This is a genomic window from Lysobacter sp. BMK333-48F3 (assembly GCF_019733395.1).
Classification (GTDB): Bacteria; Pseudomonadota; Gammaproteobacteria; order Xanthomonadales; family Xanthomonadaceae; genus Lysobacter.
Window position 1 is genome coordinate 2,647,454 of sequence record NZ_JAIHOO010000001.1, and the last position, 25,318, is coordinate 2,672,771.

The window sequence follows — 25,318 nt, forward strand, 5'->3', positions numbered from 1 at the left end:
CCCCCTTGTAGCGCAGTGCGGCCGTTAGGCCGCGCCGTCCCTTTTTGCCGTGCAGTGCGGCCGTTAGGCCGCGCCGTCCCCCTTGTAGCGCAGTGCGGACGTCAGGCCGCGCCGTCCTTCTTCTAGCGCAGCGCGGTCCGGCCGCGTCGTACTTCACCATGCAGCGCTTATCGTTCGCCGATCTTCGGCGCGCTGCGGCGATAACCGCTAGGCTGCGCGCATGAAGCCGCGCCGCTACCTGCAACTGGACGTGTTCGCCGAGCGGGTCGGCGCCGGCAATCCGCTCGCGGTGGTGCTGGACGCGGACGACCTGGACCCGGCGCGGATGCAGTCGTTCGCCGCCTGGACCCATCTGCCGGAAACCATCTTCCTGTTGCCGCCGGGCGCCGGCGCGGACTATCGCGTGCGCATCTTCACTCCGACCCAGGAACTGCCGTTCGCCGGCCATCCCAGCGTCGGCGCGGCCTGGGCGGCGCTCGACGCGAGACTGGTGCCGGCCGATGCCGATAGCCTGTTCCAGGACTGCGCGGCCGGCCGCTTGCCGGTGCGCGTGCGGCGCGACGAGAACGGCATTCGCATCGCCGTGCGCGCGCCGCGTGCGCGGCCTTGCGCCGCCGACGAGATGCGCCGGCTTGCGCTCGAGCGAGCCTTCGCCGGCATCGCGCGCGGCGCGCTCGGCTTGCGTTTGTGGGACAACGGGCCGCGCTGGTGGCTGCTGGAGCTCGCCGACGAAGCCGGCGTACGCGGTTTGCGCGCCGACTTCGCCGCGATCCGCGCCGCCACCGACGGCGATGCGCTCGGCGTGGCGGTGTTCGCCCGCAGCGACGGCGCCGACGGCGCGGACTACACGGTGCGCGCGTTCTGCCCCAGCGACGGCATCGACGAAGATCCGGTCACCGGCAGCGCCAATGCGGCGATCGCCGCGGCCCTGCTGGAAGCCGGGCGCATCGCTTCCGGCAGCGCGTATCGGGTCAGCCAGGGGCGCGAAGTCGGACGCGACGGTTGGGTCGAGGTGCGCGTGGACGACGACGGCGAGGTCTGGATCGGCGGCGCAGTGCAGGCGACGATCCGCGGCGAACTGGTGTGGTGAGCGCGGCCGCGCGTGCTGCGATGCGTAATGCGATCGCCGCCGATGCGTAGTCGATGCGCAGATTGCGCAATAAATGCCTGAAAGGTTTTGTGGCACCGCTCCGCGGGCGGCGATGCGGCCTGCCTGCGTACGTACACGCATGGAGCACGTTCGGGTGGTCGTTGGTCCGCCGACGTTCGAGGCTGGCCGAGGGCTCGGGATCCGGCCGGGCCGATCCCGTCCCGACCGTGTCCTGTCGCGCGGGAAGTTCGCGTTTCAGCCCGAGGAAATGAACGAAAATCACCTTCGCTCACGACCAATGCCGGCCGTCAGAAAGCGAAGCACTTCTATCTGTAAATGAGATTTTCGTCACGTTTTATTTGCGATGAACGGGAGCAGGCTAAATCGCGATACACACCTAAAAGCACCCCGAACGTGTGTTATCGATGCCTGGCCCGATGACGTGCCCCCAGCGAGCGCGGCCTGGCTGACCATCTCAGGCACGAGGCGGCCGCACGCCGCCACAGGAGGACGTGATGGACTCGCAGACCTTGCTCAAGGCCCTTTCCTATAGCCTGCTCGCCGCGTGCATCGCGGCGGCGACGGTATCGACCACCGGCTGTTCCGGTTCCGGCGGCGTCAAATCGAGTTTCAACCCCGGTGCGGGCGGCGGCGACGGCAGCGGCTCGGGCGGCGGCGGCTCCGGTGGCGGCGGTTCGGGCGGTGGCGGCTCCGGTGGCGGCGGTTCCGGCGGCGGGGGCTCGGGCGGCGGCGGTTCCGGTGGCGGCGGTTCGGGCGGCGGTGGCGGCGGGACCCCAGGCGGTCCGGGCAGCCCCGGCACGGGCACCTCGGTACCGGGCAATCCGATCGGTTCGGTCGCGACCACCGGCGGCAACCTGCTCAACAGCGTCGGCGGCGCCATCAGCGGCCTCAGCGGACAGATTCCCAACCAGGCGCTGCTCGGCGGCAACACGCCGACCGCCAACAGCCTGGCGACCGTGGTCGACGACCTCGGCAAGACCGTCAGCAGCCTCGGCACCGCGACCAGCAGCGGCCTGGGCCAGACCGGCAACATCGCCAACCCGGTCGGCACCACCGCGGCCGGCCTGGATACGGTGGTGATCAACGCCGGTACCACGGTCGACGATCTCGGCAAGACCGTAGCTACCGTCGGCGCCTTCCAGGGCTCGCCGATCCAGCCCTTGACCAGCGCCGCCGGCAGCCTGGTGTCGACCGCGGGTAGTGCGATCAAGACCACCGGCGGCAAGGTCGGCGGCTTGGTCGAAGGTTCGACGGGCACGGCCCTGACCGGCGCGGTCAGCGGCATTCTCAATCCGGCGGCCGGCATCGGTCAGGCCAACGGCGGCACCACCGGAGGCAGCGGCGGCGGCAACCTGGTCGCCAACGTCTCGCGCAGCGTCGGCGGCGTGACTTCGGGCGTGGCCGCCGCCGGCGGCACGCTCGGCGGCCAGATCGCCGCGGCGCCGGTACCGGGCGGCGCGGCCGGCCTGGTCGGCGGCGCGGTGCAGGGCGTCAGCGGCAACCTCGGCACGGTCGGTGCCGGCATCAGCGCCGGCATGGGCAATGCCGGCAGCATCGCCAACCCGGTCGGCATCACCGGCGGCTCGACCGCCGGTGGCGTCGCCGGGCTCGGCGGCACGGTCGGCAACCTCGGCGCCGCAGTCGCCAGCACTGGTGCGTCGACGCCGTTGGCGCCGGCGACCAGCGCGCTCGGCGGTGCGGTGTCCAGCGCCGGCAATGTCGTGACCACGGTCGGCGGTACCGCTGCGGCGGGGACCAACGGCGGCGTGCTGCAGCCGGTGACCCAGGCCTTGAACACGGTCGTCAACGGCGCGGCGGCGGCGACTCCGCTCAACAACCAGAACGGCGGTCTGCTCGGCGGCGCGGTCGGCGGCACCGATGGCCTGCTCGGCACCGGTCTGTTGCGCAAGAAGAAGTAAGCGAATGAGCAGGGGAGCGTGCGCGCGGGAACGGACGCCGAGTCCGTTCCCGCGTCGCGACGCCGGCATCACGCTCGCTCGGGAACGATGCGATGCAGCCATCGGCTGCATCGCGACGGCGCCGCAAGGACCACGACGCGGCGTCGCGCACGAGGAAGGTGAGGGCGGCACGGCATAGCCTGCGCCCGGCGCAACGAACAGGGGTCGTGCATGCGGACGAGTGCGTGGGAGCGGCATTGCTTACTCGCGTTGGCGCTGGCGGCAGGCGGCGCCGCCCCGGCGTATTCCCAGACCCGATTGCCGACCGGCAATCCCTTGCAAACCCTGCCCCAGGCGCCCGCGCCGCGCGCCGAACCGGCGGTGCGCACCACCGTGGCGCCGCAGCAGAACCCGGAAATGGAGGCCTTGCTGGCCTTGCAGCTCACCCCGAGCCGGTTCGACGTGTCCGGGGTCAAGTCGGTGCCGGCGGAGCAGGTCACCGCCTTGTTCAGTCCGCTCGCCGGCAAGACCATCACCGTCGCGCAACTGCTGACGGCCGCGCAATCCTGCAGCGATCTGTACCGCAAGCAAGGCTATGCGCTGTCGTTCTGCTACGTGCCGACCCAGGATTTCGCCGACGGCGTGGTGCGGATCATCGCGGTCGAGGGATATGTCGCCCAACTGCGCCTGAGCGGCAAGCCGGGCAAGCTGGAGCGCAAGATCCGCGCGATCGCCCAGCGCATCCTCGACGACCGTCCGCTGCGCCAGGCGACTTTCGAGCGCTACACCCAGATTCTCGGTTTCCTGCCCGGGGCGACCCTGGGCATCAACGTGCCGGCGCCGACCACCACCGACGGCGCGACCACGCTGGAGCTGAATGTCGCCGCCAAGCGCTACGACGCGACCTGGGCGCTGGAGTTCAACCATCCCGGCACCCAGGGTCTGATCAGTCTCAGCCTCAATGCGCTGACCCCGCTGGCCGAGCAATGGACGCTGTCGGCGCTGTATCCGGACGGGCGCGGCGACGAGCGGTTCTACGGCGCGGGCTATTCGCAGCTGTTCGGCAGCGACGGTTGGACCGGCCGCGCCGATGCCTCGCGCTATCGCGGCGAGCCGGCCACGCGCAGCCCGCTGCCGGCGTTCCTCGATCATCGGGTCGAACAGGACCGGCTGGCGCTGAGCGCGCGCTATCCGATCCTGCTGCGCACCGAGCGCTCGCTGTTCGTCGGCGCCGGGCTGTACGGCGCCAACCAGTCCGACATCTATCGCAACCTCGACAACGGCGTCTGGCTGGACCAGCGCTCGCGCACCCGGGTGGCGCAGGTGTCGCTGGACTACGCCCAGGCCAAGAAGGACCGCGCCAGCCAGGTCAGCCTGGCGGTCGGCCGCGGCTTCGACGCCTGGGGCGCGCAATCGGCGGCCCTGACCAACCTGCCCGGGGTGCAGCTGCCGGCGCCCAGCGACGTGGCCTTCACCCGTTACAGCCTGGGCCTGGCGCACAGCCGCAGCTGGCAGGAGCAGCGCTACCTGGCGGTGCTGCGCGCGACCGGGCAGTACAGCCGCGACCGATTGCCTTCCTCGGAACAGATCAGCTTCGGCGCCTCGCGTTTCGCCCTGGCCTACGACCCCGGTGAAGCCACCGGCGACAAGGGTTGGGGCGCATCGCTGGAGTTGAGCCGCAACTTCCGCCCGCAGGCGCGCTGGATGAAGTCGGTGGTGCCGTATCTGGTGGTGCAGCACGCGCGGGTGTCGTCGAACGCGGGCACGCCGCCGATCGACGACCTGGGCTCGGTCGGCCTGGGCGTGCGGCTGTCGGACAACCGCCACTACAACGTCGATTTCGCCTACGCCAAGCCGACCGCGGACCTGCCTTTGGAAACCGACGACCGCAAGCCGCGCTGGAACCTGACCTTCTCCTACCGGCTGCAGTGAGACAGCGAAGGGACGCAGGGGGTTAAGCCCTGCTTAACCCCCTCCGTCCCTTTAGCCTCAGCTGTGGTCGAACAGGTGCTGCAGCACCGCATCGCCGTAGCGCTCGAGCTTGCTGGCGCCGATGCCGGGGATGCGGCCGAGTTCGTCCAGGTCTTCCGGGGCGTGTTCGGCGATCGCGCGCAGGGTGGCGTCGTGGAAGATCACATACGCCGGCACGTTCTGCTCGCGCGCGGTGCTCGAGCGCCATTCGCGCAAGGCGTTGAAGCGCACCATGGCGTCCTCGTCCAGTTCCATCGCCGCGGCCGCCGCCGCGCCGCCGCCGTTGCGCGAGCGGCGCGCGCCGCCGCTGGCCTTGGCGGTTTCGGCGCGGAAGCGCAGGCTGCGCTCGCCGCGCAGCACCGGCGCGCTGGCCGCGGTCAGGCGCAGCGCACCGTGGCGTTCGATGTCGGCCTCCAGCAGGCCGGCGGCGACCAGTTGCCGGAACACGCTGCTCCACTGGCGCGCGTCGAGGTCGCGGCCGATGCCGTAGGTGCTCACCGACTCATGGCCGAAGCGCGAGATCTTTTCGTTCTCCACCCCGCGCAGCACGTCGATGACGTGGCCGGCGCCGAAGCGCTGGCCGGTGCGGTAGACGCAGGACAGGGCCTTGCGCGCGGCTTCGGTGCCGTCCCAGCTGCGCGGCGGATCCAGACAGTTGTCGCAATTGCCGCAGGCGCCGGCATGGGCCTCGCCGAACCAGCCCAGCAGCGACTGCCGCCGGCACTCGGTGGACTCGCAATAGCCCAGCAGCGAATCGAGCTTGCGCAGCTCCAGGCGCTTGCGTTCCTCGCCGGCCTCGCCCTGCTGGATCAGCTGGCGCAGGTTGACCACGTCGCCCAGGCCGTAGCACAGCCAGGCCTCGGCCGGCTCGCCGTCGCGGCCGGCGCGGCCGGTTTCCTGGTAATAGCCTTCGATCGACTTGGGCAGGTCGACGTGGGCGACGAAGCGCACATCGGGTTTGTCGATGCCCATGCCGAAGGCGATGGTCGCGACCATGACCACGCCGTCCTCCTGCAGGAAGCGGCGCTGGTTGCCGGCGCGCAGCGCCGCGTCCATGCCGGCGTGGTAGGGCAGGGCATGGATGCCGGCGGCGACCAGTTGCTCGGCGACGGTTTCGACCCGGCGCCGCGAGAAGGCGTAGACGATACCGCTTTCGCCGCGGTGGCCGGACAGGAAGTCCAGCAATTGGCGGTTGCCGTTGTCCTTGTGCACCACCCGGTAGCGCAGGTTGGGTCGGTCGAAGGAGCTGACGAAGCGGCGCGCATCCTCCAGGTTGAGGCGCTCGGCGATCTCGCGCTGGGTCGGCGCGTCGGCGGTCGCGGTCAGGGCGATGCGCGGGATCTGCGGCCATCGCTCGTGGAGGATGGTGAGTTCGCGGTACTCGGGGCGGAAATCGTGGCCCCATTGCGATACGCAGTGGGCCTCGTCGATCGCGAACAGGGCGATCCGGGCGCGGTCGATCAGGTTCAGGCAGCGCGCGCCCAGCAGCCGCTCGGGCGCGACGTAGAGCAGGTCGAGCTCGCCGGCCAGCAACTGCCGTTCGACCTCGGCCGCGGCGGCCGCGTCCAGGGTCGAGTTGAGATAGGCCGCGCGCACGCCGAGCTGGCGCAGCGCCTCGACCTGGTCCTGCATCAGCGCGATCAGCGGCGAGACCACCAGGCCGCAGCCCTCGCGCAGCAGCGCGGGCAGCTGATAGCACAGCGACTTGCCACCGCCGGTGGGCATCAGCACCAGGGCGTCGCCGCCGTCGGTCACGTGCTGGACGATCTGCGCCTGCTCGCCGCGGAACGCGGTATGGCCGAAGACGCGGTGGAGCCGTTCGAGTGCGGGGGACATGCGCGCTAGTTTAACGGCTGCTCCGGCGGCGCCGGTCGGCGCAAGGCGCGCGGCGGGGTCGGAATCCGGCCCGATCCGGCGTCGGCGCAGGTTTCGGTTCAGGCTGGGGGCAGCGGATGGGCGCCGCGGCAGGGCCGGGCGAAGCTTCCAACAACGACGGGCACGGCCGGTTCGCGGCCGGTATGATGCGCGGCTGCCGGCCGGCGCGAGGCATAGCCGGGCCCGATGCGATGGCGTCCGGGGGCGCTTGCGATGCAGGCGCCGGCGGCCGCGATCGCGGCCGCCGGCAATACGCTGCGCGGTTCCGTTACCGCGACGGCGGGATTACTGCAGCAGCGAGCGCAGCATCCAGGCGTACTTCTCGTGGGTCTGCAGGCGCTGGGTCAGCAGGTCTTCGGTCGGCGCGTCGTCGACGTCGTCGGCCTGGTCGAGTACCTTGCGCGCGGTGCGGCACACGGCCTCGTTGCCGACCACCAGCTGGCGGACCATTTCGCGCCAGTCGGCGGCGTCGGTCAGGCCCGGTTCTTCCGGAATCGAGCTCAGGCGCACGAATTCGGCGTACGAGCCCGGCGCGTTGTAGCCCAGGGCGCGGATGCGCTCGGCGATCTCGTCCAGCGCGGTCCACTGCTCGGTGTACTGGGTTTCGAACATCACGTGCAGGCTGTTGAACATCGGCCCGGTCACGTTCCAGTGGAAGTTGTGGGTCTTCAGGTACAGGGTGTAGCTGTCGGCCAGGAAGCGCGACAGGCCTTCGGCGATCGTCTTGCGATCGGTCGCGGAGATCCCGATATCGATCGAAGGCGCGCCATCGCCCGGGGCCGGCGAGGGGGCGGGGTTGGCGGCCTTGGTTTTGCCGGATTTGGTCTTGTCGGACTTGGTGGACTTGGCCATGCGGGACTCCTGTTCCGATGCGGATGGGGTGGACGCTTGCCGGATATGGTGCCGGCATTAGCGGCGACAATAGGCGCTGTCGCCGCGGATGTGAAATGGTTTGTTTCTAGCGCTGCGATGCAGACGATCTATCGATGAATACCGAGTCTTCCAAACAGTCTAGTCATGGCGATGCGAGCGCCGCGTTACGGCAGGCGCGGCGCGCGATCGACGGCGCGCTGAGCCGCGACCGCAGCCGCCTGCACGGGCTGTGGTCGCGCTGGAGCGGCAAGCCCGGCGATGCCGCCGCGCAGGCGGCGTTCGCCCAGGCCCTGGCCGCGTCGGTCGCGCAGCGGCAGGCGCGCGCGGCGGCGTTGCCGCAGGCGCCGGTCGACCCGTCGCTGCCGATCGCCACCCAGGCCGACACCATCGTCGAGCTGATCCGCAAGCATCCGGTGGTGGTGATCGCCGGCGAAACCGGTTCGGGCAAGACCACCCAGTTGCCGAAGCTGTGCCTGGCCGCGGGCCGCGGCGCAGCCGGCCTGATCGGCTGCACCCAGCCACGCCGGATCGCCGCGCGCGCGGTCGCGCGGCGCGTGGCCGAGGAGTTGAACACCCCGCTCGGCGGCGCGGTCGGCTACCAGGTGCGCTTCAACGAAAACGTCGGCGAACGCACCGCGGTCAAGTTCATGACCGACGGCATCCTGCTGGCCGAAATCCAGTCCGACCGCTGGCTGTCGGCCTACGACACCATCCTGATCGACGAGGCGCACGAACGCAGCCTCAACATCGACTTCCTGCTCGGCTATCTGAAGCAACTGCTGAAAAAGCGTTCGGACCTGAAGGTCATCGTGACCTCGGCGACCATCGACACCGAGCGCTTCGCCGCCCACTTCGGCGGCGCGCCGGTGGTCAGCGTCGAGGGACGCGGCTATCCGGTGAACGTGCGCTATCGGCCTTTGGACGAAGTGGGACTCGGGACTCGTGACTCCGGACTCGAAGAGCCGCGACGCTCCGCTTCTGCGAATCCCGAATCCCGAGTCCCGAATCCCGCGCGCAGCGTCAACGACGGCATCGTCGCGGCCTGCGACGAAATCACCCGCGAGGATCCGCGCGGCGACGTGCTGGTGTTCCTGTCCGGCGAGCGCGAGATCCGCGACGCCCACCAGGCCCTGGAGCGGCGCAAGTACCGCGAGACCGAAGTGCTGCCGCTGTACGCGCGCTTGTCGGTGCGCGACCAGGACCGGGTGTTCAACCCCGGGCCGAAGCGGCGCATCGTGTTGGCGACCAACGTCGCCGAGACCTCGCTGACCGTGCCGCGGATCCGTTACGTGGTCGACCCCGGCCTGGCCCGGGTCAAGCGCTACAGCCCGCGCGGCAAGCTCGACCGGCTGCACATCGAGCCGGTCAGCCAGGCCAGCGCCGACCAGCGCAAGGGCCGTTGCGGCCGCATCAGCGAAGGCACTTGCTACCGCCTCTACAGCGAGGCCGATTTCGAATCGCGGCCGCGCTATACCGACCCGGAAATCCGCCGCGCCGCCCTGGCCGGGGTGATCCTGCGCATGCTTTCGCTGGGCCTGGGCCAGATCGAGGAATTCCCGTTCCTGGAACCGCCCGACGGCCGCGCCATCGCCGACGGCTGGCAGCAATTGAGCGAACTGGGGGCGGTCGACGAGCAGCGCAAGCTGACCGCGATCGGCCGCGCCATGGCGCGCCTGCCGGTCGACGTGAAGCTGGCGCGCATGCTGGTGGCCGCCGACCAGCACGGCTGCCTGCGCGAGATGATCGCGATCGCTTCGTTCCTCGGCATCCAGGACCCGCGCGAACGCCCGGCCGACCAGCGCGCCGCGGCCGACAACGCGCACGCGCTGTTCGCCGACCCGCGCTCGGAATTCGTCGGCATCCTCAAGCTGTGGCAGGCCTACCAGGTCGCGCACCAGGAACTGACCCAGTCCAAGCTGCGCGCCTGGTGCGACAAGCACTTCCTCGGCTTCCTGCGCATGCGCGAATGGCGCGAGCTGCATCGGCAGCTGAAACTGGTGTGCGAGGAGACGGGACTCGGGGTTCGGGACCCGGGACTCGCAGAAGCGGACCGTCGCAGCTCCTCGAGTCCCGAATCCCCAGTCCCGAGTCCCGAGGCATACGCCACTTTGCACCGCGCCCTGATCGCCGGCCTGCCGACCCAGATCGGTTTCCGCGGCGACAAGGGGCTGTACGACGGCCCGCGCGGACGCAAGTTCACCCTGTTCCCCGGTTCGCCGCTGGCCAAGAAGCCGCCGCCGTGGGTGCTGTCGGCGACCCTGCTCGATACCGAGCGGGTGTGGTCGATGACCAATGCCGCGATCGAGCCGGACTGGGCGATCCAGGAATTGCCGCACCTGCTGTCGCGGCGCCACCACGACCCACGCTGGGCGCGCTCGCAGGGGCGGGTGGTCGGCAGCGAGCAGATCAGCCTGTTCGGCCTGGTGCTGGCGCCGAAGCGGCCGGTGCATTACGGCGCGCTGTATCCGGAAGAAAGCCGGGCGATCTTCGCCCGCGACGCTTTGGTCGCCGGCGAGATCAACACCCGCGCCGGCTTCCTGGCGCGCAACCTGGCGACGCTGGCCAAGGCGCGCGAAGAGGAAGCCAAGCAACGCCGCGCCGGCCTGGTGGTCGACGAGGAATGGATGGCGCAGTGGTACCTCGACCGGTTGCCGGCGCAGGCGCACAACGTGCAGGCGCTGGACGCCTGGTACGGCAAGCTGCCGGCGCAGGAGAAGGCGGCGCTGGAATGGTCGCTGGACGATCTGATGATCGGCGGCGAGAGCGAGGCCGCGCGCTTCCCGCCGTACCTGCAACTGGGCAATGCGCGGTTGGCGGTGCGCTACCGTTTCGAACCGGGCGCGGCCGACGACGGCATGACCCTGGCGGTGCCGCTGCACCTGCTCAACGCGCTCGACCCGTCCCAGCTGTCGTGGCTGGCGCCGGGCTTCGTCGCCGACAAGGCCGCGGCGCTGATCAAGTCGCTGCCGAAGATCCTGCGCCGCAATTTCGTCCCGGCGCCGGACTTCGCCAAGGCCTTCTACGAGGCCCATCCCAAGCCCGAGGCCGACGACCTGGCCGGGACGCTGGCGCGGTTCCTGCGCAAGCTCACCGGGGTGGAGGTGGCGGCGACGGATTTCGAGCCCGACACGATCGAAGCGCATCTGCGCATGAACCTGCGCCTGCTCGACGCGCCGGGCGGGCGCGGCAAGGGCGAGGGCGCGGTGCTGGCCGAATCGCGCGATCTGGACGAGTTGCGCGCGCGCTTCGGCGAGCGCGCCGCGCGCGCGTTCGCGGCGCGCGCCGCCGACGGTCTGGGCCAGCGCGGGCTGACCGTCTTCCCGGAGCAGGCGATACCGGTGTCGGTGCCGGGCGCGGCCGGAGTGCCGGCCTTCCCGGCCCTGCACGACGACGGCGACAGCGTGTCTCTGCGCGTGCACGCCGAGCGCGACGCGGCGCAGCGCGCCCACCCCGACGGCGTGCGCCGGCTGCTGGCGCTGGGCCTGGGCGACAAGCTCAAACAGGCGCGCAAGCAACTGCCGGTGCAGCCCAAGACCGGCTTGTTGTATGCCGCGATCGAATCGGCCGCGCCGCGCCAGGAGCGCGCGTCGGCGACCCGCGACGCGCAGGCCAGTACGCCGCAAGGCCGCGCCGCGCAGGACCGGCCGCGCGACGGCGACCGGCTGCGCGAGGACCTGGTCGACGGCGCCCTGCAATCGCTGTTCGGCAGCGACGAGGAACTGCTGGCGGTACGCGACGCGGCCGCGTTCGAAGCGCGCCGCGAAGCGGTGGCCAAGCGCCTGTTCGGCGAGGCGATGGAGCGGCTGAAGCAGGCCGAGGGCATCCTGACCGCGGTCGCCGAGGTGCGCGCACGGTTGGAATCGCCGTTGATGGGGTGGGCCAGCGGCAACCTCGACGACATGCGCGCGCAACTGGCGACGCTGACCCCGCCGGGCTTCCTGCGCGCGGTGCCGACCTCGGTGTTGGCCGAGTACCCGCGCTATCTGAAGGCCTTGTCGGTGCGCAGCGAGCGCGCCCTGCGCGATCCGGTGCGCGACCAGGCGCGCATGCTCGAACTCAAGCCTTTCGTCGACGCCTACGCGCAGGCCGCGGCGCAGGGGCGCGAGAACGAGGCCGGCTGGCAGTCGCTGCGCTGGGACATCGAAGAACTGCGGGTGTCGCTGTTCGCCCAGGAACTGGGCGTGCGCGGCGGCGTCTCGCCGAAGAAGCTGGCGCAGCGGCTTGCGTCGCTGCGTTCAAGCTAGGGATTGGGATTGGGATTGGGATTGGGGCCTTTTGTAGGAGCGGCGTAAGCCGCGACAACCGCAGCGACATATGCAAGCGCGGTGGCCGAAGCCCGGACGCTCCGGCCTTCGGCCACCGGCGTGGTATCGCACCGCTGCGGCGGTCGCGGCTCACGCCGCTCCTACACGAGCCGTACGATTCCCTACTCCCTATTCCCTATTCCCGTCCCGAATCAATCCAGCCGCTTGACCTTGGCCTTCGGGATCTGGCCTTCGACTTCCAGGTACCAGGCGCCCATCATGCCGGGGCGGATGGTGACCTTGGGCGCGCTGACCGGCTTGCCGATGTACAGCGAGCCTTCGATCACCCGCCAGCGCTGGCCGTTCTCGAGCTGGATCACGTCGCCGTTGGCGAAGCCGCGGAAGTCGCCCTTGACGGTCGAGCTGACCGGGTCGGCCTTGACCTTGGAGAACGGGTCGTTGCGTTCGGCCAGCACTTCGCGCTTGGCTTCGGCGACGACCGCGGTGCGCTCCTGGCTCAGCAACTGGTTGAGCAGGGCCAACTGCTCGGCCGACAGGCCGTCCAGGCCGGTGGCCTTCATCTGCTCGGCGCTGAAACGCTGTTCGACCGGGACGTACTGACGTTCGGCACCGACCGCGCCGGCGGAAACGGCGAGCAGGACGGCAAGGCTCAACGAGGACAGCGCACGCATGGGAAGACTCCAGAAGACGGGCGGAAGGAAAGCGTTGCGGACTTACTTGGTGCGGGTGACCTTGGCGCGGGTGTTGTAACCCTGCACCGCCAGGTACCAGGCGTTGCCGATCAGGCTCGGGGTGATGCGCACCTGCGGCGAATCCAGCTTGACCCCGGGCAGGTTGGCGTTGTCGTCCTGGCGCCATTCCTGGCCGTTGTCGAGCACATAGGTCTGGCCGCGTTCGAAGCCGGCGAAGGCGCCGGTCATGCGCGCTTCGATCGGCTCCCTGGAGCCCGAGCCGAGGAAGCCGCGGTTCTCGTGCTTGACCTGCTCGCGGGTCTCTTCCTTGGCCTTGACCACGGCCTTGCTGGTTTCGCTGTCGAGGGTGCGGTTGAGCCAGGCGTTCAGGTTGGCCAGCTGTTCCGGGCTGAGCCGGTCCAGGCCGGCGGCCTTGAATTGTTCGGCGCTCATCTGCTGCTCGATCTTGGCCTGCGCGAACGCGGCCGGCGCGGCCAGCGCCAGGGCCGCGGCGATGCAGGCGGCGAGCAGCGGGCGCGTCAGGGCGGAGTGAATCGCGGACATCTGTGCTGTTCCTCGGGACGGATGCTCGCTAGTGTAGTCGCTGGTCCCCCTGGCTTCGCACCCGAGCCGCTCCCGTTGTGAACGCGTCCGCCGCCGAACCCCGTCCCGCCCCCGCCGATGTCCTGGCCCTGCCTGCCGCGCGCAGCCTGGCCGCGCCCTTGCGCAAGGCGCTGACCGCGGCGGCGGCCCAGGCGCAGGCGGGCGAGGGCGCGCTGGATGCGCCGGAGGTGGTCGTGGCGACCCTCGACGCGCTGGCCATGCTCGACGCCGACAGCGACACCGTCGCGGCCGCGATCCTGCACGCCTTTCCGGGTTGGGCGGCGGCGTTGGGGCCGGGACTGGAACGCGACTTCCCGGTGGTCGCGGCGCTGCTCGACGGCCAGCGCGCCGCCGGCCAGGTCTGGGCGCTGCACGCCGAACAAGGCCGCCGCTCCGGCACCGAGGGCCTGCGCCGGCTGCTGCTGGCGATCGTGCGCGACCTGCGGGTGGTGCCGATCCTGCTCGCGCGCCAGCTCGCGCGGATGCGCCACGCCGACCGGCTAGCGCCGGACACGCGCCGCGAACTGGCCGCGCTGACCCGCGACATCCACGCCCCGCTGGCCAACCGGCTCGGCATCTGGCAGCTCAAGTGGGAGCTGGAGGACCTGGCGTTCCGCTACCTGGAGCCGCAGACCTACCAGAAGATCGCCCGCCTGCTCGACGAGAAGCGCGGCGACCGCGAACGCTACATCGAGCAGGTCAAGCGCACCCTGCGCGAGGCGATGGCGGCGCAGGGCGTGCAGGCCGACGTCGCCGGCCGGCCCAAGCACATCTACAGCATCTGGAAGAAGATGCAGCGCAAGGACGTGCCGATCGGCGAGCTCTACGACCTGCGCGCGGTGCGGGTGTTGGTCGACGACCTCGGCTCGTGCTACGCCGCGCTCGGCGTGGTCCACGCCCAGTGGACGCCGATCCCGAGCGAGTTCGACGATTACATCGCCCGGCCCAAGCGCAACGATTACCGCTCGCTGCACACCGCCGTGGTCGGGCCGGAAGGCAAGACCCTGGAAGTGCAGATCCGCACCCACGAGATGCACCGCCAGGCCGAGCTCGGCGTGGCCGCGCACTGGAAGTACAAGGAAGTCGGCAGCCACAGCGCCGACGCCGCGTTCGACCGCAAGATCGCCTGGATGCGGCGCCTGCTCGACGCCAAGGGCGGCGACGAGGCGGCGCTGGCCAGCGAGCTGGACACCGAACTGGTCGAGGACCGGGTCTACGTGCTCACTCCCAAGGGCGAGGTGATCGACCTGCCGGCCGGGGCCACGCCGCTGGACTTCGCCTATCACGTGCACACCGAGGTCGGCCATCGCTGCCGCGGCGCCAAGATCGACGGCCGGATCGTGCCGCTGGACCACAAGCTGCGCAGCGGCGACCGGGTCGAGATCCTCACCGCCAAGACCGGCGAGCCGCGCCGCGACTGGCTGGTGGCGGCGAACGGCTTCCTGGCCAGCAACCGTTCGCGCGAGAAGGTGCGGACCTGGTTCCACAAGCTCGACCGCTCGCGTAACGAGAGCGCCGGGCGCGAACTGCTGGACAAGGAACTGCGCCGGCTCGGCCTGCTCGGCGCCGACCTGGCGCCGGCGCGCGAACGCTTCAATCTGGCCAACGACGGCGACCTGTACGTGCAGGTCGCGCTCGGCGACCTGGGTCCGCACCAGGTCGGCCGCGCCCTGCTCGAGCACGAACGCGCCCTGGCCGCGCCGCCGCCGGCGCCCGCGCCGGGCACCGGCGCCGGCACCACGACCGTGCTGACCCCGCCGGCGCCGCGCAAGACGGCCGGCAAGAGCACCGACTTCACCGTCGAGGGCATCGGCAACCTGCTGGTGCAACTGGCGCGCTGCTGCCAGCCGCTGCCGGGCGAGCCGATCGTCGGCTACCTGACCCGCGGCCGCGGCGTCAGCGTGCACCGCCCGAGCTGCGCCGCGTTCGAGCGCCTGGCCGCGGCCCAGCCGCAGCGGGTGCTGCCGGTGGAGTGGGGGCGCAAGGGCAGCGGCTACGAAATCGACATCGAGGTGCTGGCGCTGGACCGCAAGTGGCTGCTGAAGGAAGTCAGCAACGTGATCGCCCAGGGCAATGCCCACGTGATCAGCATCCGCAGCGACGTCGAGCGCAACGGCGCGCAGGTCCGGCTGCGGCTGCGGCTGCGGGTGGCCGACTACGGCCAGTTGTCGACCCTGCTCGGCAAGCTGTCAGCGCTGCCGGGCGTGGAGTACGCGCAGCGGCACTGAACCGGCGCGACCGCCGGCACGAACCGTCGCTGTGACCCGCGTCGACGAGACCGCGGCGCGGCCAGTGCGCCGCATCGCACCGGCATCGCGATCGCGACGCGGCGGTCATCCGCCGGCGCTATCCTGTGCCGGTGAATCCGGATCCGCCGTCGCCGTCGCCCGCCTCTCCCGTACCCATCGAGCCGTCGCCGGGCGACTGGAGCCGGTTGCGTTTCGACGACCAGGCGCCGCCGCGCGAGACCACGCCGCGTCTGCCGCAATGGGGCTTGCGTGCCGGCATCGCGCTGGCGGCGGTGGCGATGCTGATCTTGATCCTGGAACGGCAGGCGCTGTCGGAATGGCTGTGGCCGGACACTCGCGCCCAGGTCTTGCGCGAGCAGGCGGCGCAGGCGCTGGCGCAAGGACGGCTCAGCGCCGCCGACGGCCGCGGCGCGCGCGAACTCTACGAAGCCGCGCTGGCGTTGGACCCGGACCGCAACGACGCCCGCGCCGGCCTGGCCCGGGTCGGCCTGGCCGCGTTGGCCCAGGCCGAGGCGGCGATCGCCGCCGGCCGTTTCGACCAGGCGCGCGAGCGCCTGAGCCTGGCGCGCGAACTGGCCACCCCGCGCGACCGGGTCGAACCGCTGGCGCAAAAGTTGCGAGAACGCGAAGCCGCGCACGCCGGGCTGGACCGGCTGGTCGCCGCCGCCGCGGCCGCGCGCGCGCAAGGCCGGCTCGACGGCGAGCCCGACGCGGCGCTGCCGTTGTACCAACGCGTGCTGGAACTGCAGCCGCAGCACGATGCCGCCCTGGAAGGACGCGACGACACCCTGGCCGATCTGCTGCAACAGGCGCGCGCGGCCCTGCAGCGCGGCGAACTGGCGCGCGGCGCGCAGGAGGTGCAGCGGGTGCAGGCCGCCGATGCCGGCCATGCCGACCTGCCGGACGCGCTGGCGCAGTTGGAAACCCAGGTCGAGCGCCACCGTCGCGACAGCGAGCGCGCGCTGCGGCGCGGACGCCTGGAGCAGGCCGCGGCCGGTTACCAGGATCTGCTCGCGGTGCATCCGGACGACGAGGCGGCGCGCCGCGGCCTGATCCAGGTGGCCGAAGCGCATGCCGCGCGCAGCGAGCGCTACGCCGCCGACTTCCAGCTCGCCCAGGCCGAGATCGAGCTGGCCCGCGCCCGCGCGTTGGCGGTCGACGCGCCCGCGGTGGCGAGCGCGCGCCAGCACCTGGAACGCGCGCGCGAATCGCGCAAGCGCCTGCAGCAGGAGCCGCCGGCCCTGCGCCGGCATTCCTTGCAGCGGCTGTTGGCCGAGGCGGCGGCGGCCGAACAGCGCGGCGACTTGCTGACCCCGCCCGGCGACAGCGCCTACGACAAGCTGCGCGCGGCGCAGGCGATCGCGCCGCAGGACCCGTCGGTGCGCGCCGCCGCGGCGCGCCTGCTGCCGGCGGCGCGGCGTTGCTTCGAACGCGAACTCAGCGGCAACCGGCTCTCGCGCGCCGGCGAATGCCTGGCCGCGCGGCGCACTCTGGAGGGCGGCGGCAGCGCAGTGCGCGAGGCGGCCGCGCGCCTGGCCCAACGCTGGGTCGCGGTCGGCGACGAGCGCCTGGGCGCCGGCGAACTGCGGGCGGCGCGGGCGGCGGTCGACGCCGCGCAGGCGCTCGATGCCGCTACGCCGGGCCTGGGCGAACTGGCGGCGCGGGTGCGCAGCGCCGAGGCCGCTTCCAACTGAGACCCCTGGATTTGAAGCTCCTGGATCTGAGACGCCTGGACCTCGGCTGAACACGCGTCGCCGGCGCGCTGGGCGATAATGCCGGCCCCGACCCGCCGCGAGTCCCGTCCGCCGTGCCTGCCGCCCGTATTCCATTGGCCGTTTCTCCGCCGTCGCCGCTGCGCGCGCGGGCGGGGCGCGGAGCCGGGCGATGAACCGCTTCGACAGCCACGCCGATCCGGCGCTGCGCGTCACCGTGGTGCTGTGCACCTACAACGGTGCGCGCTACCTCAGCGCCCAGCTCGACAGTCTGCTAGCCCAGGAACGCACGCCGGACCGGGTGACGATCGCCGACGACGCCTCCAGCGACGCCAGTTGGACCTTGCTCGAAGCCTTCGCCGCGCGCGCCCGCGCGCGCGGCATCGAGGTCGATCTGCAGCGCAATCCGCGCAACCTGGGCTACCTGCGCAACTTCGAGGCGGCGCTGGCCCGCACCGGCGGCGGGCTGGTGTTCCTATGCGATCAGGACGACGTCTGGCATCCGAACAAGATCGGCGATTTCGTCGAACGCTTCCGCGCCGACCCCGGACTGACCGCGCTGCACAGCGACTCGCGCCTGGTCGACGGCGAGGGCCGCGATCTGGGCGGACGCATGTTCCAGGTCCTGGAAGTGGCCGACGGCGAGCTGCAGGCCCTGCACGAGGGTCGCGGTTTCGAGGTGCTGGTCCGGCGCAACATCGTCACCGGCGCGACCATGGCGATGCGCCGCGAACTGATCGACCGCGCCTTGCCGATCCCCGCCTTGCCGAGCCTGGATTCCAGCCGCCTGGGCTGGGTCCACGACGAGTGGCTGGCGCTGATCGCCGCCGCGACCGGCCGCATCGATTGCATCGAGGCGGCGACGATCGACTACCGCCAGCACGGCAACAACCAGATCGGCGCGCGCCGGCGCAGCCTGGCCGAGCGCCTCGGCGGCGGCAGGCAGCGCCGCGAGCACATGCAGGCGATGGTGGCCAAGCTGGAGTCGCTGCGCGCGCACCTCGACCGCGCCGGCCTGGCGGTCGACGCCGGCAAGCGCGCGGTGCTCGACGAGCGCCTGAACCATCTGCAACTGCGGCTGGGCCTGTCGCGGCGTTTCCTGCAACGCTGGCCGCTGATCCGCGAAGAGTGGCGCCATGGCCGCTACCGGCGCTACTCGGCCGGCCTGCGCTCGCTGGTCTGCGACCTGCTGGGGCTGCGTTGATGGTCGCCGCGGCCGCGCATCCCAACGTCATCGACGCGGCCGCCGCCGGCGCCCGCGGTGCCGACGTCAGCGCCGTCATCGTCACCTACCACCCGCAGACCGACCTGCTCGACGGCGTCATCGCCGCGGTGCAGGGCCAGGTCGGGCAACTGCGGATTTTCGACAACGCCAGTCCCGACCCGGCCTTGGACGCTTACTTCGAGGGCCTGCGCGCGCGCGGCATCGAGGTGTTCCGCTCGCCGCGCAACGTCGGCCTGGGCAGCGCGATCAATCACGCCGCGCGCGCCGCGGGCGAAGCCGGCTACCGCCATGTGCTGTTGATGGACCAGGACAGCACGGTCGATCCGGACATGGTCGCGCAATTGCGCGACGCGCTGGATCGCCTGCGCGCGCAAGGCCCGGTGGCCGCGGTCGGGCCGCAGTTCCGCGACGCCCGCACCGGCGCGGTCGCGCCGTTCGTACGGATCGGCTTCCCGCTCAACCGCAAGCTCTACGGCGGACCGGGGCAGACGGTGGACTGCGATTTCCTGATCACCTCCGGCAGCCTGCTGCCGCTGGACGTGCTCGGCGCGGTCGGCGGCATGGACGAAGGCTTGTTCATCGATAACGTCGACATCGAATGGAGTTCGCGCGCGCGCCATCGCGGCTACCGCCTGTACGGGGTTTGCGACGCCGGCATGCAGCACCGCATCGGCGACCTGGTGCCGCTGGCCTCGTGGTTGCCGTTGCGCACCGTGGTGCACAGCCCGACCCGGCTGTACTACATGATGCGCAACCGGGTGTTGTTGTATCGCCGCGCCGAAGTGCCGCGGCGCTGGGCCGCGCAGGACCTGCCGCGGCTGCTGCTGAAGTTCGCCGGCACCGCGGTGTTCCTGCGCCCGCGCCTGGGCTATCTGCGGGCGATGCTGCGCGGGCTGCGCGACGGCCTGTGCGGGCGGGACGGGCCGATGCCGAGCGACCGGGCCGGCCGCCAGGGCCGAAGCCCCGATCCGAAGCGATAGACCCGCGCGCCGGCCGCCTGCCGGGAGGCTGCGTCTGCCCCCCGCGCTGCTGCCGTGTCCGGCTGGGATCGGCACGCGGCCGGGCTTTGCCCATCCTGGCGACAGCCCCGGCCGAGCCCTCGCAACGCCCCGTCGCGCGCGCTGGCGCGGACCGGTCTGAACGCCGCCGCACCGCACCGTCGGCCCCGGCCCGGCCCGCGAACGCCTGCGCTAGACTTGCCGCGACTCCCCGTACGGTAAGCCCGTGGCCCGCATCGATTACGACGAAGACCAGCACGACGACGACAGCGACGACGGCCGCGCGCCGACCTGGCGTCGCCGGCTGGTGACCTGGGGCCTGGCCGCCGCCGGTCTGGGCTTGGGGTTCCTGATTCCGTACACGCTCTACCTCAATCATGAAGTCGGGCAGCGTTTCGGTCAGCTGCGCTGGCAGATCCCGACCCGGGTGTATGCGCGCCCGCTGGAACTGGCGCCGGGCCTGGCCCTGGATGCGGCCACGCTGAAGACCGAACTGGACGCCGCGTCCTACCGCGAAGACGGCGGCGCCCGCCCGGGCACCTATGCCCGCGACGGCGGCCGTTTCACCATCGCCAGCCGCGGCTTCAACGACGTCGACGGCAAGGTCGCGCCGCGCCGGATCGAAGTCACCGTGTCCGCCGGCCGCGTCGCCGCGCTGCGCGACCTGACCACGCGCAAGGCGCTGCGGGTGGCGCGCCTGGACCCGGCGCGGATCGCGACCCTGTACGGGCAGAAGCAGGAAGAACGCCGGCTGGTGCGGATCGAGGAAGTGCCCGAGTTGCTGGTCACCGGCCTGCAGGCGGTGGAAGACCGCGATTTCAACCACCACCTCGGCATCGATCTCAGCGGCATGGCGCGCGCGGCGTTCAAGAACGTCGCCGCCGGCCGCGCCAAGCAGGGCGCCAGCACCCTGACCCAGCAGCTGGCGCGCAGCGGCCTGCTCGGCATCGGCCAGGAGCAGACCCTGACCCGCAAGGGCAAGGAAATCATCTACGCCCTGTTGATCGAGGCGCGCTACGACAAGCGCACCATCCTGGAGGCGTATTTCAACCAGGTCTATCTCGGCCAGCGCGGTTCGCAGGCGATCCACGGCGTCGCCGCGGCTTCGGAGTTCTGGTTCGGCCGCGACCTGCGCGATCTCAACACCGAGCAGATCGCGCTGTTGATCGGCATCGTCCGCGGCCCCTCGTACTACGATCCGCGGCGCAATCCCGAGCGCGCGCTGGAACGGCGCAATTTCGTCCTCGGCGAAATGCACGAAACCCAGCTGATCGACGACAAGGAATATCAGCGCGCGCTCAAGACCCCGCTCGGCATCAGCCAGAACCCGGGCAACATCGCCGCCAACCGCTTCCCGGCCTACGTCGACCTGGTCCGCCGCCAGTTGGCCCGCGACTATCCGGCCGACGCGCTGGCCGGCGCCGGCCTCAGCGTGATGAGCGGCATGGCGCCGTCGGCCCAGGCCCAGGCCGAGGGCGCGGTGGCGCGCACGCTCAAGCGCCTGGACAGCAAGCGCCGTCCGCCGCTGCAGGCCGGTCTGGTGGTCACCGACGTGCACAACGGCGAAGTGGTCGCGGTGGTCGGCAGCCGCGAGTTCACCCAGCACGGTTTCAACCGCGCGGTCGAGGCGCAGCGCCCAGTCGGTTCGCTGCTCAAGCCTTTCGTGTACCTGTTGGCGCTGGCCCAGCCGGGCCAGTTCAACCTGGCCTCGTGGGTCGACGACTCGCCGGTGACGGTCAAGCTCGGCCGCGGCCGCAACTGGAACCCCGGCAACTCCGACGGCCGCAGCCACGGCATGGTGCGGATGGTCGATGCGCTGGCCATGTCCTACAACCAGGCCACGGTGCGGATCGGCATGCAGGTCGCGCCGGAGCGGATCGCCGACCTGATCAAGACCCTGGCCGGGATCGAGGCGCCGAACAATCCGTCGCTGATCCTCGGTGCGGTCGACCAGAGCCCGTACGCGATGGCGCAGCTGTACCAGTTCCTGGCGTCCGGCGGCGAAATCCAGCCGCTGCACGCGGTGCGCGGCGTGCTCGACGCCAGCGGCAAGGCGGTCAAGCGCTACGACAAGGAACCGGCGCCGGCGCAGGAAGGCGACGCGATCGCCGCGCGCCTGATCACCATCGCCCTGCAGCAGGCGGTCAGCAACGGCACCGGCCGCCAGCTGATCGGCGATGGCCTCGGCCGGCTGGCGCCGGCCGGCAAGACCGGCACCAGCAACGACGGCCGCGACAGCTGGTTCGCCGGCTGGACCGGCGATCACCTGGCGGTGATCTGGGTCGGCAACGATCAGAACCAGACCACCGGCCTGTACGGCGCCACCGGCGCGATGCGGGTGTGGTCGTCGATCTTCGCCCGCCTGCCGAGCGCGCCGTTGAAGGTCACCGACAAGGGCCTGGACTGGCAGTCGGTGATCGGCACCCACGTCACCGACGCCAGCTGCGCCGGCGCGCGCCGCTTCCCGTTCGTGACCGGCTACGCCCCCGAGTACGCGCCGTGCCCGGCGCCGCAGCCGGAAGGCGGCGAAGAGTCCGGCGGCGGCTGGCGCGAATGGTTCGGCCTCGGCCGGGACAAGGACGAACCCGCGCAACCGGCGCCGTCGGATTCCCCGCCCCCGGAGCAGTAAGTCATGAGTCGTAACCTTTTGCGCGCCGTCCCCCGCGGCGCGACGCTGGTCGCGCTGAGCGCGCTGGCCGCAGCCTGTTCGGTCGCGCCGCCGCAGCCCGGCGCGCTGGCCGAAGCCAGTTTCAACGGCGAAGCGGCCGTCGCCGCGGTGCGCGCCGCCGGCGGCGCCGCCGCGCGCGAACTCGACGTGCAGCCGATCCGCGACGCCCAGGTCGAGGACCTGCGCCAGCAGGCGGCGCAGTTGGAGCGCGCGCGCAAGTACGCCGAAGCCGCGGCCGCTCTCGATCAGGCGCTGCAGCTCAACCCCAGCGACCCCGCGCTGCTGCAGGAACGCGCCGAGGCCGCCTTGCTGCTGCACCGGCTCGACGACGCCGAGCGCTACGCCCAGCAGGCGTTCGACGGCGGCTCGCAGGTCGGGCCGCTGTGCCGGCGCCATTGGGCGACGATCGCCCGCGCCCGCCAGGGCAAGCTCGACGGCGTCAACGCGGCGATGAAGCTGGCCCAGCGCCAGGAGCATTACGATGCGCTGCTGCCGCAACGCACCCAACTGACCCAGGCCGGCAAGCAGGCCCAGGCCCGCATCGACGCGTGCACGGTCGCCGCGCCTCCACGCTACTGATCTTTCGTCTATGGAAACCAGCCGCCTTGGCGTAGCCAGTCGTGCCGCGCTGAGCGAAGGCGGCGACCTGGCGAGCAAGATCGCCGCCTTCGCCCCGCGAGCGGCGCAGCAGGACCTGTCGGTCGCGATCGCCGACGCCTTCGAAGCGCGTTCGACCCTGCTCGCCGAGGCCGGCACCGGCACCGGCAAGACCTTCGCCTACCTGGTGCCGGCGTTGCTGTCCGGGCTCAAGACCATCGTCTCCACCGGCACTCGCGCGCTGCAGGACCAGCTGTACCACCGCGACCTGCCGCGGGTGCGCGATGCGCTCGGCACCGGGCTCAAGACCGCGCTGCTCAAGGGCCGGGCCAACTACCTGTGCCGCTACCGCACCGAGCAGGCCAAGGGCGAGCCGCGCTTTTCCAGCCGCGAATACGCGGCGCAGTTCCAGCGCATCGTCGCCTGGTCCGGCCGCACCCGTTCGGGCGACCTGGCCGAACTGGAGGCCTTGGCCGAGGACTCGCCGCTGCTGCCGATGGTCACCTCGACCGCGGAGAACTGCCTGGGCAGCGAGTGCCCGATGTACGCCGACTGTTTCGTGGTGCAGGCGCGCCAGCGCGCCCAGGCCGCCGACCTGGTGGTGGTCAACCACCATCTGCTGCTGGCCGACCTGGCGCTGAAGCAGGAAGGTTTCGGCGAAATCCTGCCCGGCGCGCAGGCGTTCGTGGTCGACGAGGCGCACCAGTTGCCCGAACTGGCCGGGCAGTTTTTCGGCGAGGCGATCAGCGCCCGGCCCCTGGTCGAACTGGCGCGCGACGCGCTGGCCGAATGCAAGCAGGTGCCGGGCACGCTGGCGGCGATGCAGGCGCCGGCGCGCGAACTGGAGCAGTCGGTGCGCGCCTTGCGCGCGGCGATGGACGAACTGCCGGTGCGCGCGACCCGGCGCCGCGCCGCCGAACTGCCGGCGGTGGAGGAGGCCTTCGACGGCCTGCAGGCGGCGCTGCTGACCCTGGAGGAAGCGCTGGAACCGTTGCGCGCCTCGGCGCCGGGCTTCGAAAGCTGCCACGCGCGGGCGCGCGACTTCTCCGCGCGGCTGCGGCGCTGGCGCGGTTTTCCGCCGGCGCTGCCGGCGGTGGTCGAGGGCGCGGATGCGCCGGCTTCCGACGAGGCCGCAGGCGAGGGCGATGCGCCGGCGCGCGCAGTGCAGCGTCCGCCGAGCCAGGCCGCCTCCATCGGCGACGACGAGGCGGCCGATGGCGAACCCGGCGCCGACGGCAAGCGCGAACGCCCGCGCGGCGGCGGCAGCGTGCGCTGGTACGAGCTGACCGCGCGCGGCTTCCGCCTCAGCCGTACCCCGCTGGACGTGTCCGGGCCGCTGGCCGAGCACCGCGAACGCTCGCGCGCGGCCTGGGTGTTCACCTCGGCCACGCTCGCGGTCGGCGGCCAGTTCCAGCACTACGCGCGCAAGCTCGGCCTGGACGGGCCGCGCACCCTGCTGGCGCCGAGCCCGTTCGATTGGCAGAACCAGGCTTTGCTGTACCTGCCGCCGGGCCTGCCCGACCCGATGGTGCGGCACTACAACGACAGCATGGTCGATCGGATCCGGCCGGTGCTGGAAGCGTCCGGCGGCCGCGCCTTCGTCCTGTTCGCCTCGCACCGCGCCCTGCGCGAAACCGCCGAGTTGTTGCGCGACGGCCCCTGGCCGCTGTTCGTCCAGGGCGAGGCGCCGCGGCACGTGCTGCTGGAGCGCTTCCGCGCCTCCGGCAACGGCGTCCTGCTCGGCGCGGCCAGCTTCCGCGAGGGAGTCGACGTCGCCGGCGAAGCGCTCAGCGTGGTGGTGATCGACAAGCTGCCGTTCGCCGCGCCCGACGATCCGGTGTTCGAGGCGCGCCTGGAAGCGATCCGCCGCAGCGGCGGCAACCCGTTCCGCGACGAGCAGCTGCCGCAGGCGGTGATCGCGCTCAAGCAGGGCGCCGGCCGGCTGATCCGCAGCGAGACCGACCGCGGCGTGCTGGTGCTGTGCGACCCGCGCCTGACCACCAAGACCTACGGCAAGACCTTCCTCGACTCGCTGCCGCCCTTGCCGCGCAGCCGCCGGATCGAGGACGTGGCCGATTTCTTCGCCGGCCGCCCGCTGGCCCTAGAATCGGTTTCGTCCGCGCCGGACGGCGAGGACTACTACTACCGCTGAAGGCGGTCGCGACCAACCTGGGAGACGGGCCATGAGCGAACAGGAACCGACGGCGCGCAAGCCGCGCGTGCACGGATTGGGCGGGGTGTTCTTCAAGGCGCGCGATCCGGCCGCGCTGGCGGACTGGTACCGGCGCCACCTGGACCTGGACGTGCAGCCCTGGGGCGGCGCCCTGTTCCGCTGGCAGCGCGCCGGCAGCGGCCAGGACGCCTGCACGGTGTGGGCGCCGTTCGGCGAGGACAGCGCGTATTTCCAGCCCAGCGACAAGCCCTACATGCTCAATCTGCGGGTCGACGACCTGACGGGCACCCTGCAGGCGCTGCGCGAGGAAGGCTGCACGGTGCTGGAGCGCTACGAGGAATCCGAGCAGGGCAAGTTCGGCTATGCGCTGGATCCGGAAGGCGGGCTGCTGGAGCTGTGGCAGCCGGCGCCGGGGTATTGAGCCGGCCG

The 25,318-nt window shown here is 71.6% G+C and carries 16 protein-coding genes; 12 read left to right on the forward strand and 4 right to left on the reverse strand.

What is annotated here, in order from left to right; genetic code table 11:
* Positions 1-220: 220 nt before the first annotated feature.
* From K4L06_RS11220 to K4L06_RS11230, 3 genes are all read left to right on the forward strand, one after another.
* Positions 221-1,090 carry a PhzF family phenazine biosynthesis protein gene (locus K4L06_RS11220; RefSeq protein WP_221671467.1) on the forward strand — a complete coding sequence of 290 codons (870 nt, stop codon included), beginning with the start codon at positions 221-223 and terminating at the stop codon, positions 1,088-1,090.
* Positions 1,091-1,605: 515 nt separating this feature from the next.
* Positions 1,606-3,030, forward strand: a complete 1,425-nt coding sequence (locus K4L06_RS11225; RefSeq protein ID WP_305068578.1) for a collagen-like triple helix repeat-containing protein — start codon at positions 1,606-1,608, stop codon at positions 3,028-3,030.
* 315 nt (positions 3,031-3,345) lie between these two features.
* Entirely contained in the window at positions 3,346-4,941 is a 1,596-nt protein-coding gene (locus K4L06_RS11230; protein ID WP_221671469.1) for a POTRA domain-containing protein, read from the forward strand.
* A 57-nt stretch (positions 4,942-4,998) separates the two neighbouring features.
* Here K4L06_RS11230 and recQ read toward each other — a convergent pair whose 3' ends face one another.
* Both recQ and K4L06_RS11240 read right to left on the reverse strand, forming a co-directional pair.
* The gene (recQ, locus tag K4L06_RS11235; RefSeq protein ID WP_221671470.1) at positions 4,999-6,816 is read right to left on the reverse strand and encodes a DNA helicase RecQ; all 1,818 of its coding nucleotides are present in this window, start codon (positions 6,814-6,816) and stop codon (positions 4,999-5,001) included.
* 324 nt (positions 6,817-7,140) lie between these two features.
* Positions 7,141-7,707, reverse strand: coding sequence for a Dps family protein (locus K4L06_RS11240; RefSeq protein ID WP_221671471.1), 567 nt, complete (start codon positions 7,705-7,707; stop codon positions 7,141-7,143).
* Between the two features lie 134 nt (positions 7,708-7,841).
* On the opposite strand from K4L06_RS11240, the gene hrpA reads away from it, so the two are divergent.
* Entirely contained in the window at positions 7,842-11,972 is a 4,131-nt protein-coding gene (gene hrpA / locus K4L06_RS11245) for an ATP-dependent RNA helicase HrpA (protein WP_221671472.1), read from the forward strand.
* 212 nt (positions 11,973-12,184) lie between these two features.
* Here the strand turns inward: hrpA and K4L06_RS11250 are convergent, their stop codons facing one another.
* On the reverse strand, positions 12,185-12,664 hold the full coding sequence (locus K4L06_RS11250; RefSeq protein WP_221671473.1) for a hypothetical protein: 480 nt from the start codon (positions 12,662-12,664) through the stop codon (positions 12,185-12,187).
* 42 nt (positions 12,665-12,706) lie between these two features.
* Positions 12,707-13,228 (reverse strand): hypothetical protein, encoded by a 522-nt coding sequence (locus tag K4L06_RS11255; RefSeq protein ID WP_221671474.1) that lies wholly within the window; start codon positions 13,226-13,228, stop codon positions 12,707-12,709.
* Positions 13,229-13,305: 77 nt separating this feature from the next.
* On the opposite strand from K4L06_RS11255, the gene K4L06_RS11260 reads away from it, so the two are divergent.
* The 8 genes from K4L06_RS11260 (at position 13,306) to K4L06_RS11295 (ending at position 25,310) form a co-directional block, all read left to right on the forward strand.
* Positions 13,306-15,495, forward strand: coding sequence for a bifunctional (p)ppGpp synthetase/guanosine-3',5'-bis(diphosphate) 3'-pyrophosphohydrolase (locus tag K4L06_RS11260; RefSeq protein WP_343225753.1), 2,190 nt, complete (start codon positions 13,306-13,308; stop codon positions 15,493-15,495).
* Positions 15,496-15,620: 125 nt separating this feature from the next.
* Positions 15,621-17,210 (forward strand): hypothetical protein, encoded by a 1,590-nt coding sequence (locus tag K4L06_RS11265; RefSeq protein WP_221671475.1) that lies wholly within the window; start codon positions 15,621-15,623, stop codon positions 17,208-17,210.
* A 190-nt stretch (positions 17,211-17,400) separates the two neighbouring features.
* Positions 17,401-18,432, forward strand: coding sequence for a glycosyltransferase family 2 protein (locus K4L06_RS11270; protein WP_255595070.1), 1,032 nt, complete (start codon positions 17,401-17,403; stop codon positions 18,430-18,432).
* Positions 18,432-19,433 (forward strand): glycosyltransferase family 2 protein, encoded by a 1,002-nt coding sequence (locus K4L06_RS11275; RefSeq protein ID WP_221671476.1) that lies wholly within the window; start codon positions 18,432-18,434, stop codon positions 19,431-19,433. The genes K4L06_RS11270 and K4L06_RS11275 overlap by 1 nt, the downstream gene beginning before the upstream one ends.
* A 253-nt stretch (positions 19,434-19,686) precedes the next feature.
* Positions 19,687-22,080, forward strand: coding sequence for a penicillin-binding protein 1B (gene mrcB / locus K4L06_RS11280; RefSeq protein ID WP_343225816.1), 2,394 nt, complete (start codon positions 19,687-19,689; stop codon positions 22,078-22,080).
* Positions 22,081-22,083: 3 nt separating this feature from the next.
* Entirely contained in the window at positions 22,084-22,698 is a 615-nt protein-coding gene (locus K4L06_RS11285) for a hypothetical protein (protein ID WP_221671478.1), read from the forward strand.
* A gap of 10 nt (positions 22,699-22,708) precedes the next feature.
* A complete protein-coding gene (locus K4L06_RS11290) occupies positions 22,709-24,868 on the forward strand; it encodes an ATP-dependent DNA helicase (protein ID WP_221671479.1) in 2,160 nt (719 codons plus the stop codon).
* Positions 24,869-24,899: 31 nt separating this feature from the next.
* On the forward strand, positions 24,900-25,310 hold the full coding sequence (locus tag K4L06_RS11295) for a VOC family protein (RefSeq protein ID WP_221671480.1): 411 nt from the start codon (positions 24,900-24,902) through the stop codon (positions 25,308-25,310).
* The last annotated feature ends 8 nt before the right edge of the window (positions 25,311-25,318 follow it).

Excerpts from the sequence above, each read along its gene's own strand:
- hrpA (WP_221671472.1), top strand. The coding sequence starts at position 7,842 with ATGAATACCGAGTCTTCCAAACAGTCTAGTCATGGCGATGCGAGCGCC.
- K4L06_RS11290 (WP_221671479.1), top strand. The coding sequence starts at position 22,709 with ATGGAAACCAGCCGCCTTGGCGTAGCCAGTCGTGCCGCGCTGAGCGAA.
- K4L06_RS11275 (WP_221671476.1), top strand. The coding sequence starts at position 18,432 with ATGGTCGCCGCGGCCGCGCATCCCAACGTCATCGACGCGGCCGCCGCC.
- K4L06_RS11250 (WP_221671473.1), bottom strand. The coding sequence starts at position 12,664 with ATGCGTGCGCTGTCCTCGTTGAGCCTTGCCGTCCTGCTCGCCGTTTCC.
- recQ (WP_221671470.1), bottom strand. The coding sequence starts at position 6,816 with ATGTCCCCCGCACTCGAACGGCTCCACCGCGTCTTCGGCCATACCGCG.
- K4L06_RS11285 (WP_221671478.1), top strand. The coding sequence starts at position 22,084 with ATGAGTCGTAACCTTTTGCGCGCCGTCCCCCGCGGCGCGACGCTGGTC.
- K4L06_RS11270 (WP_255595070.1), top strand. The coding sequence starts at position 17,401 with ATGAACCGCTTCGACAGCCACGCCGATCCGGCGCTGCGCGTCACCGTG.
- K4L06_RS11240 (WP_221671471.1), bottom strand. The coding sequence starts at position 7,707 with ATGGCCAAGTCCACCAAGTCCGACAAGACCAAATCCGGCAAAACCAAG.
- K4L06_RS11295 (WP_221671480.1), top strand. The coding sequence starts at position 24,900 with ATGAGCGAACAGGAACCGACGGCGCGCAAGCCGCGCGTGCACGGATTG.
- K4L06_RS11255 (WP_221671474.1), bottom strand. The coding sequence starts at position 13,228 with ATGTCCGCGATTCACTCCGCCCTGACGCGCCCGCTGCTCGCCGCCTGC.
- K4L06_RS11225 (WP_305068578.1), top strand. The coding sequence starts at position 1,606 with ATGGACTCGCAGACCTTGCTCAAGGCCCTTTCCTATAGCCTGCTCGCC.
- K4L06_RS11220 (WP_221671467.1), top strand. The coding sequence starts at position 221 with ATGAAGCCGCGCCGCTACCTGCAACTGGACGTGTTCGCCGAGCGGGTC.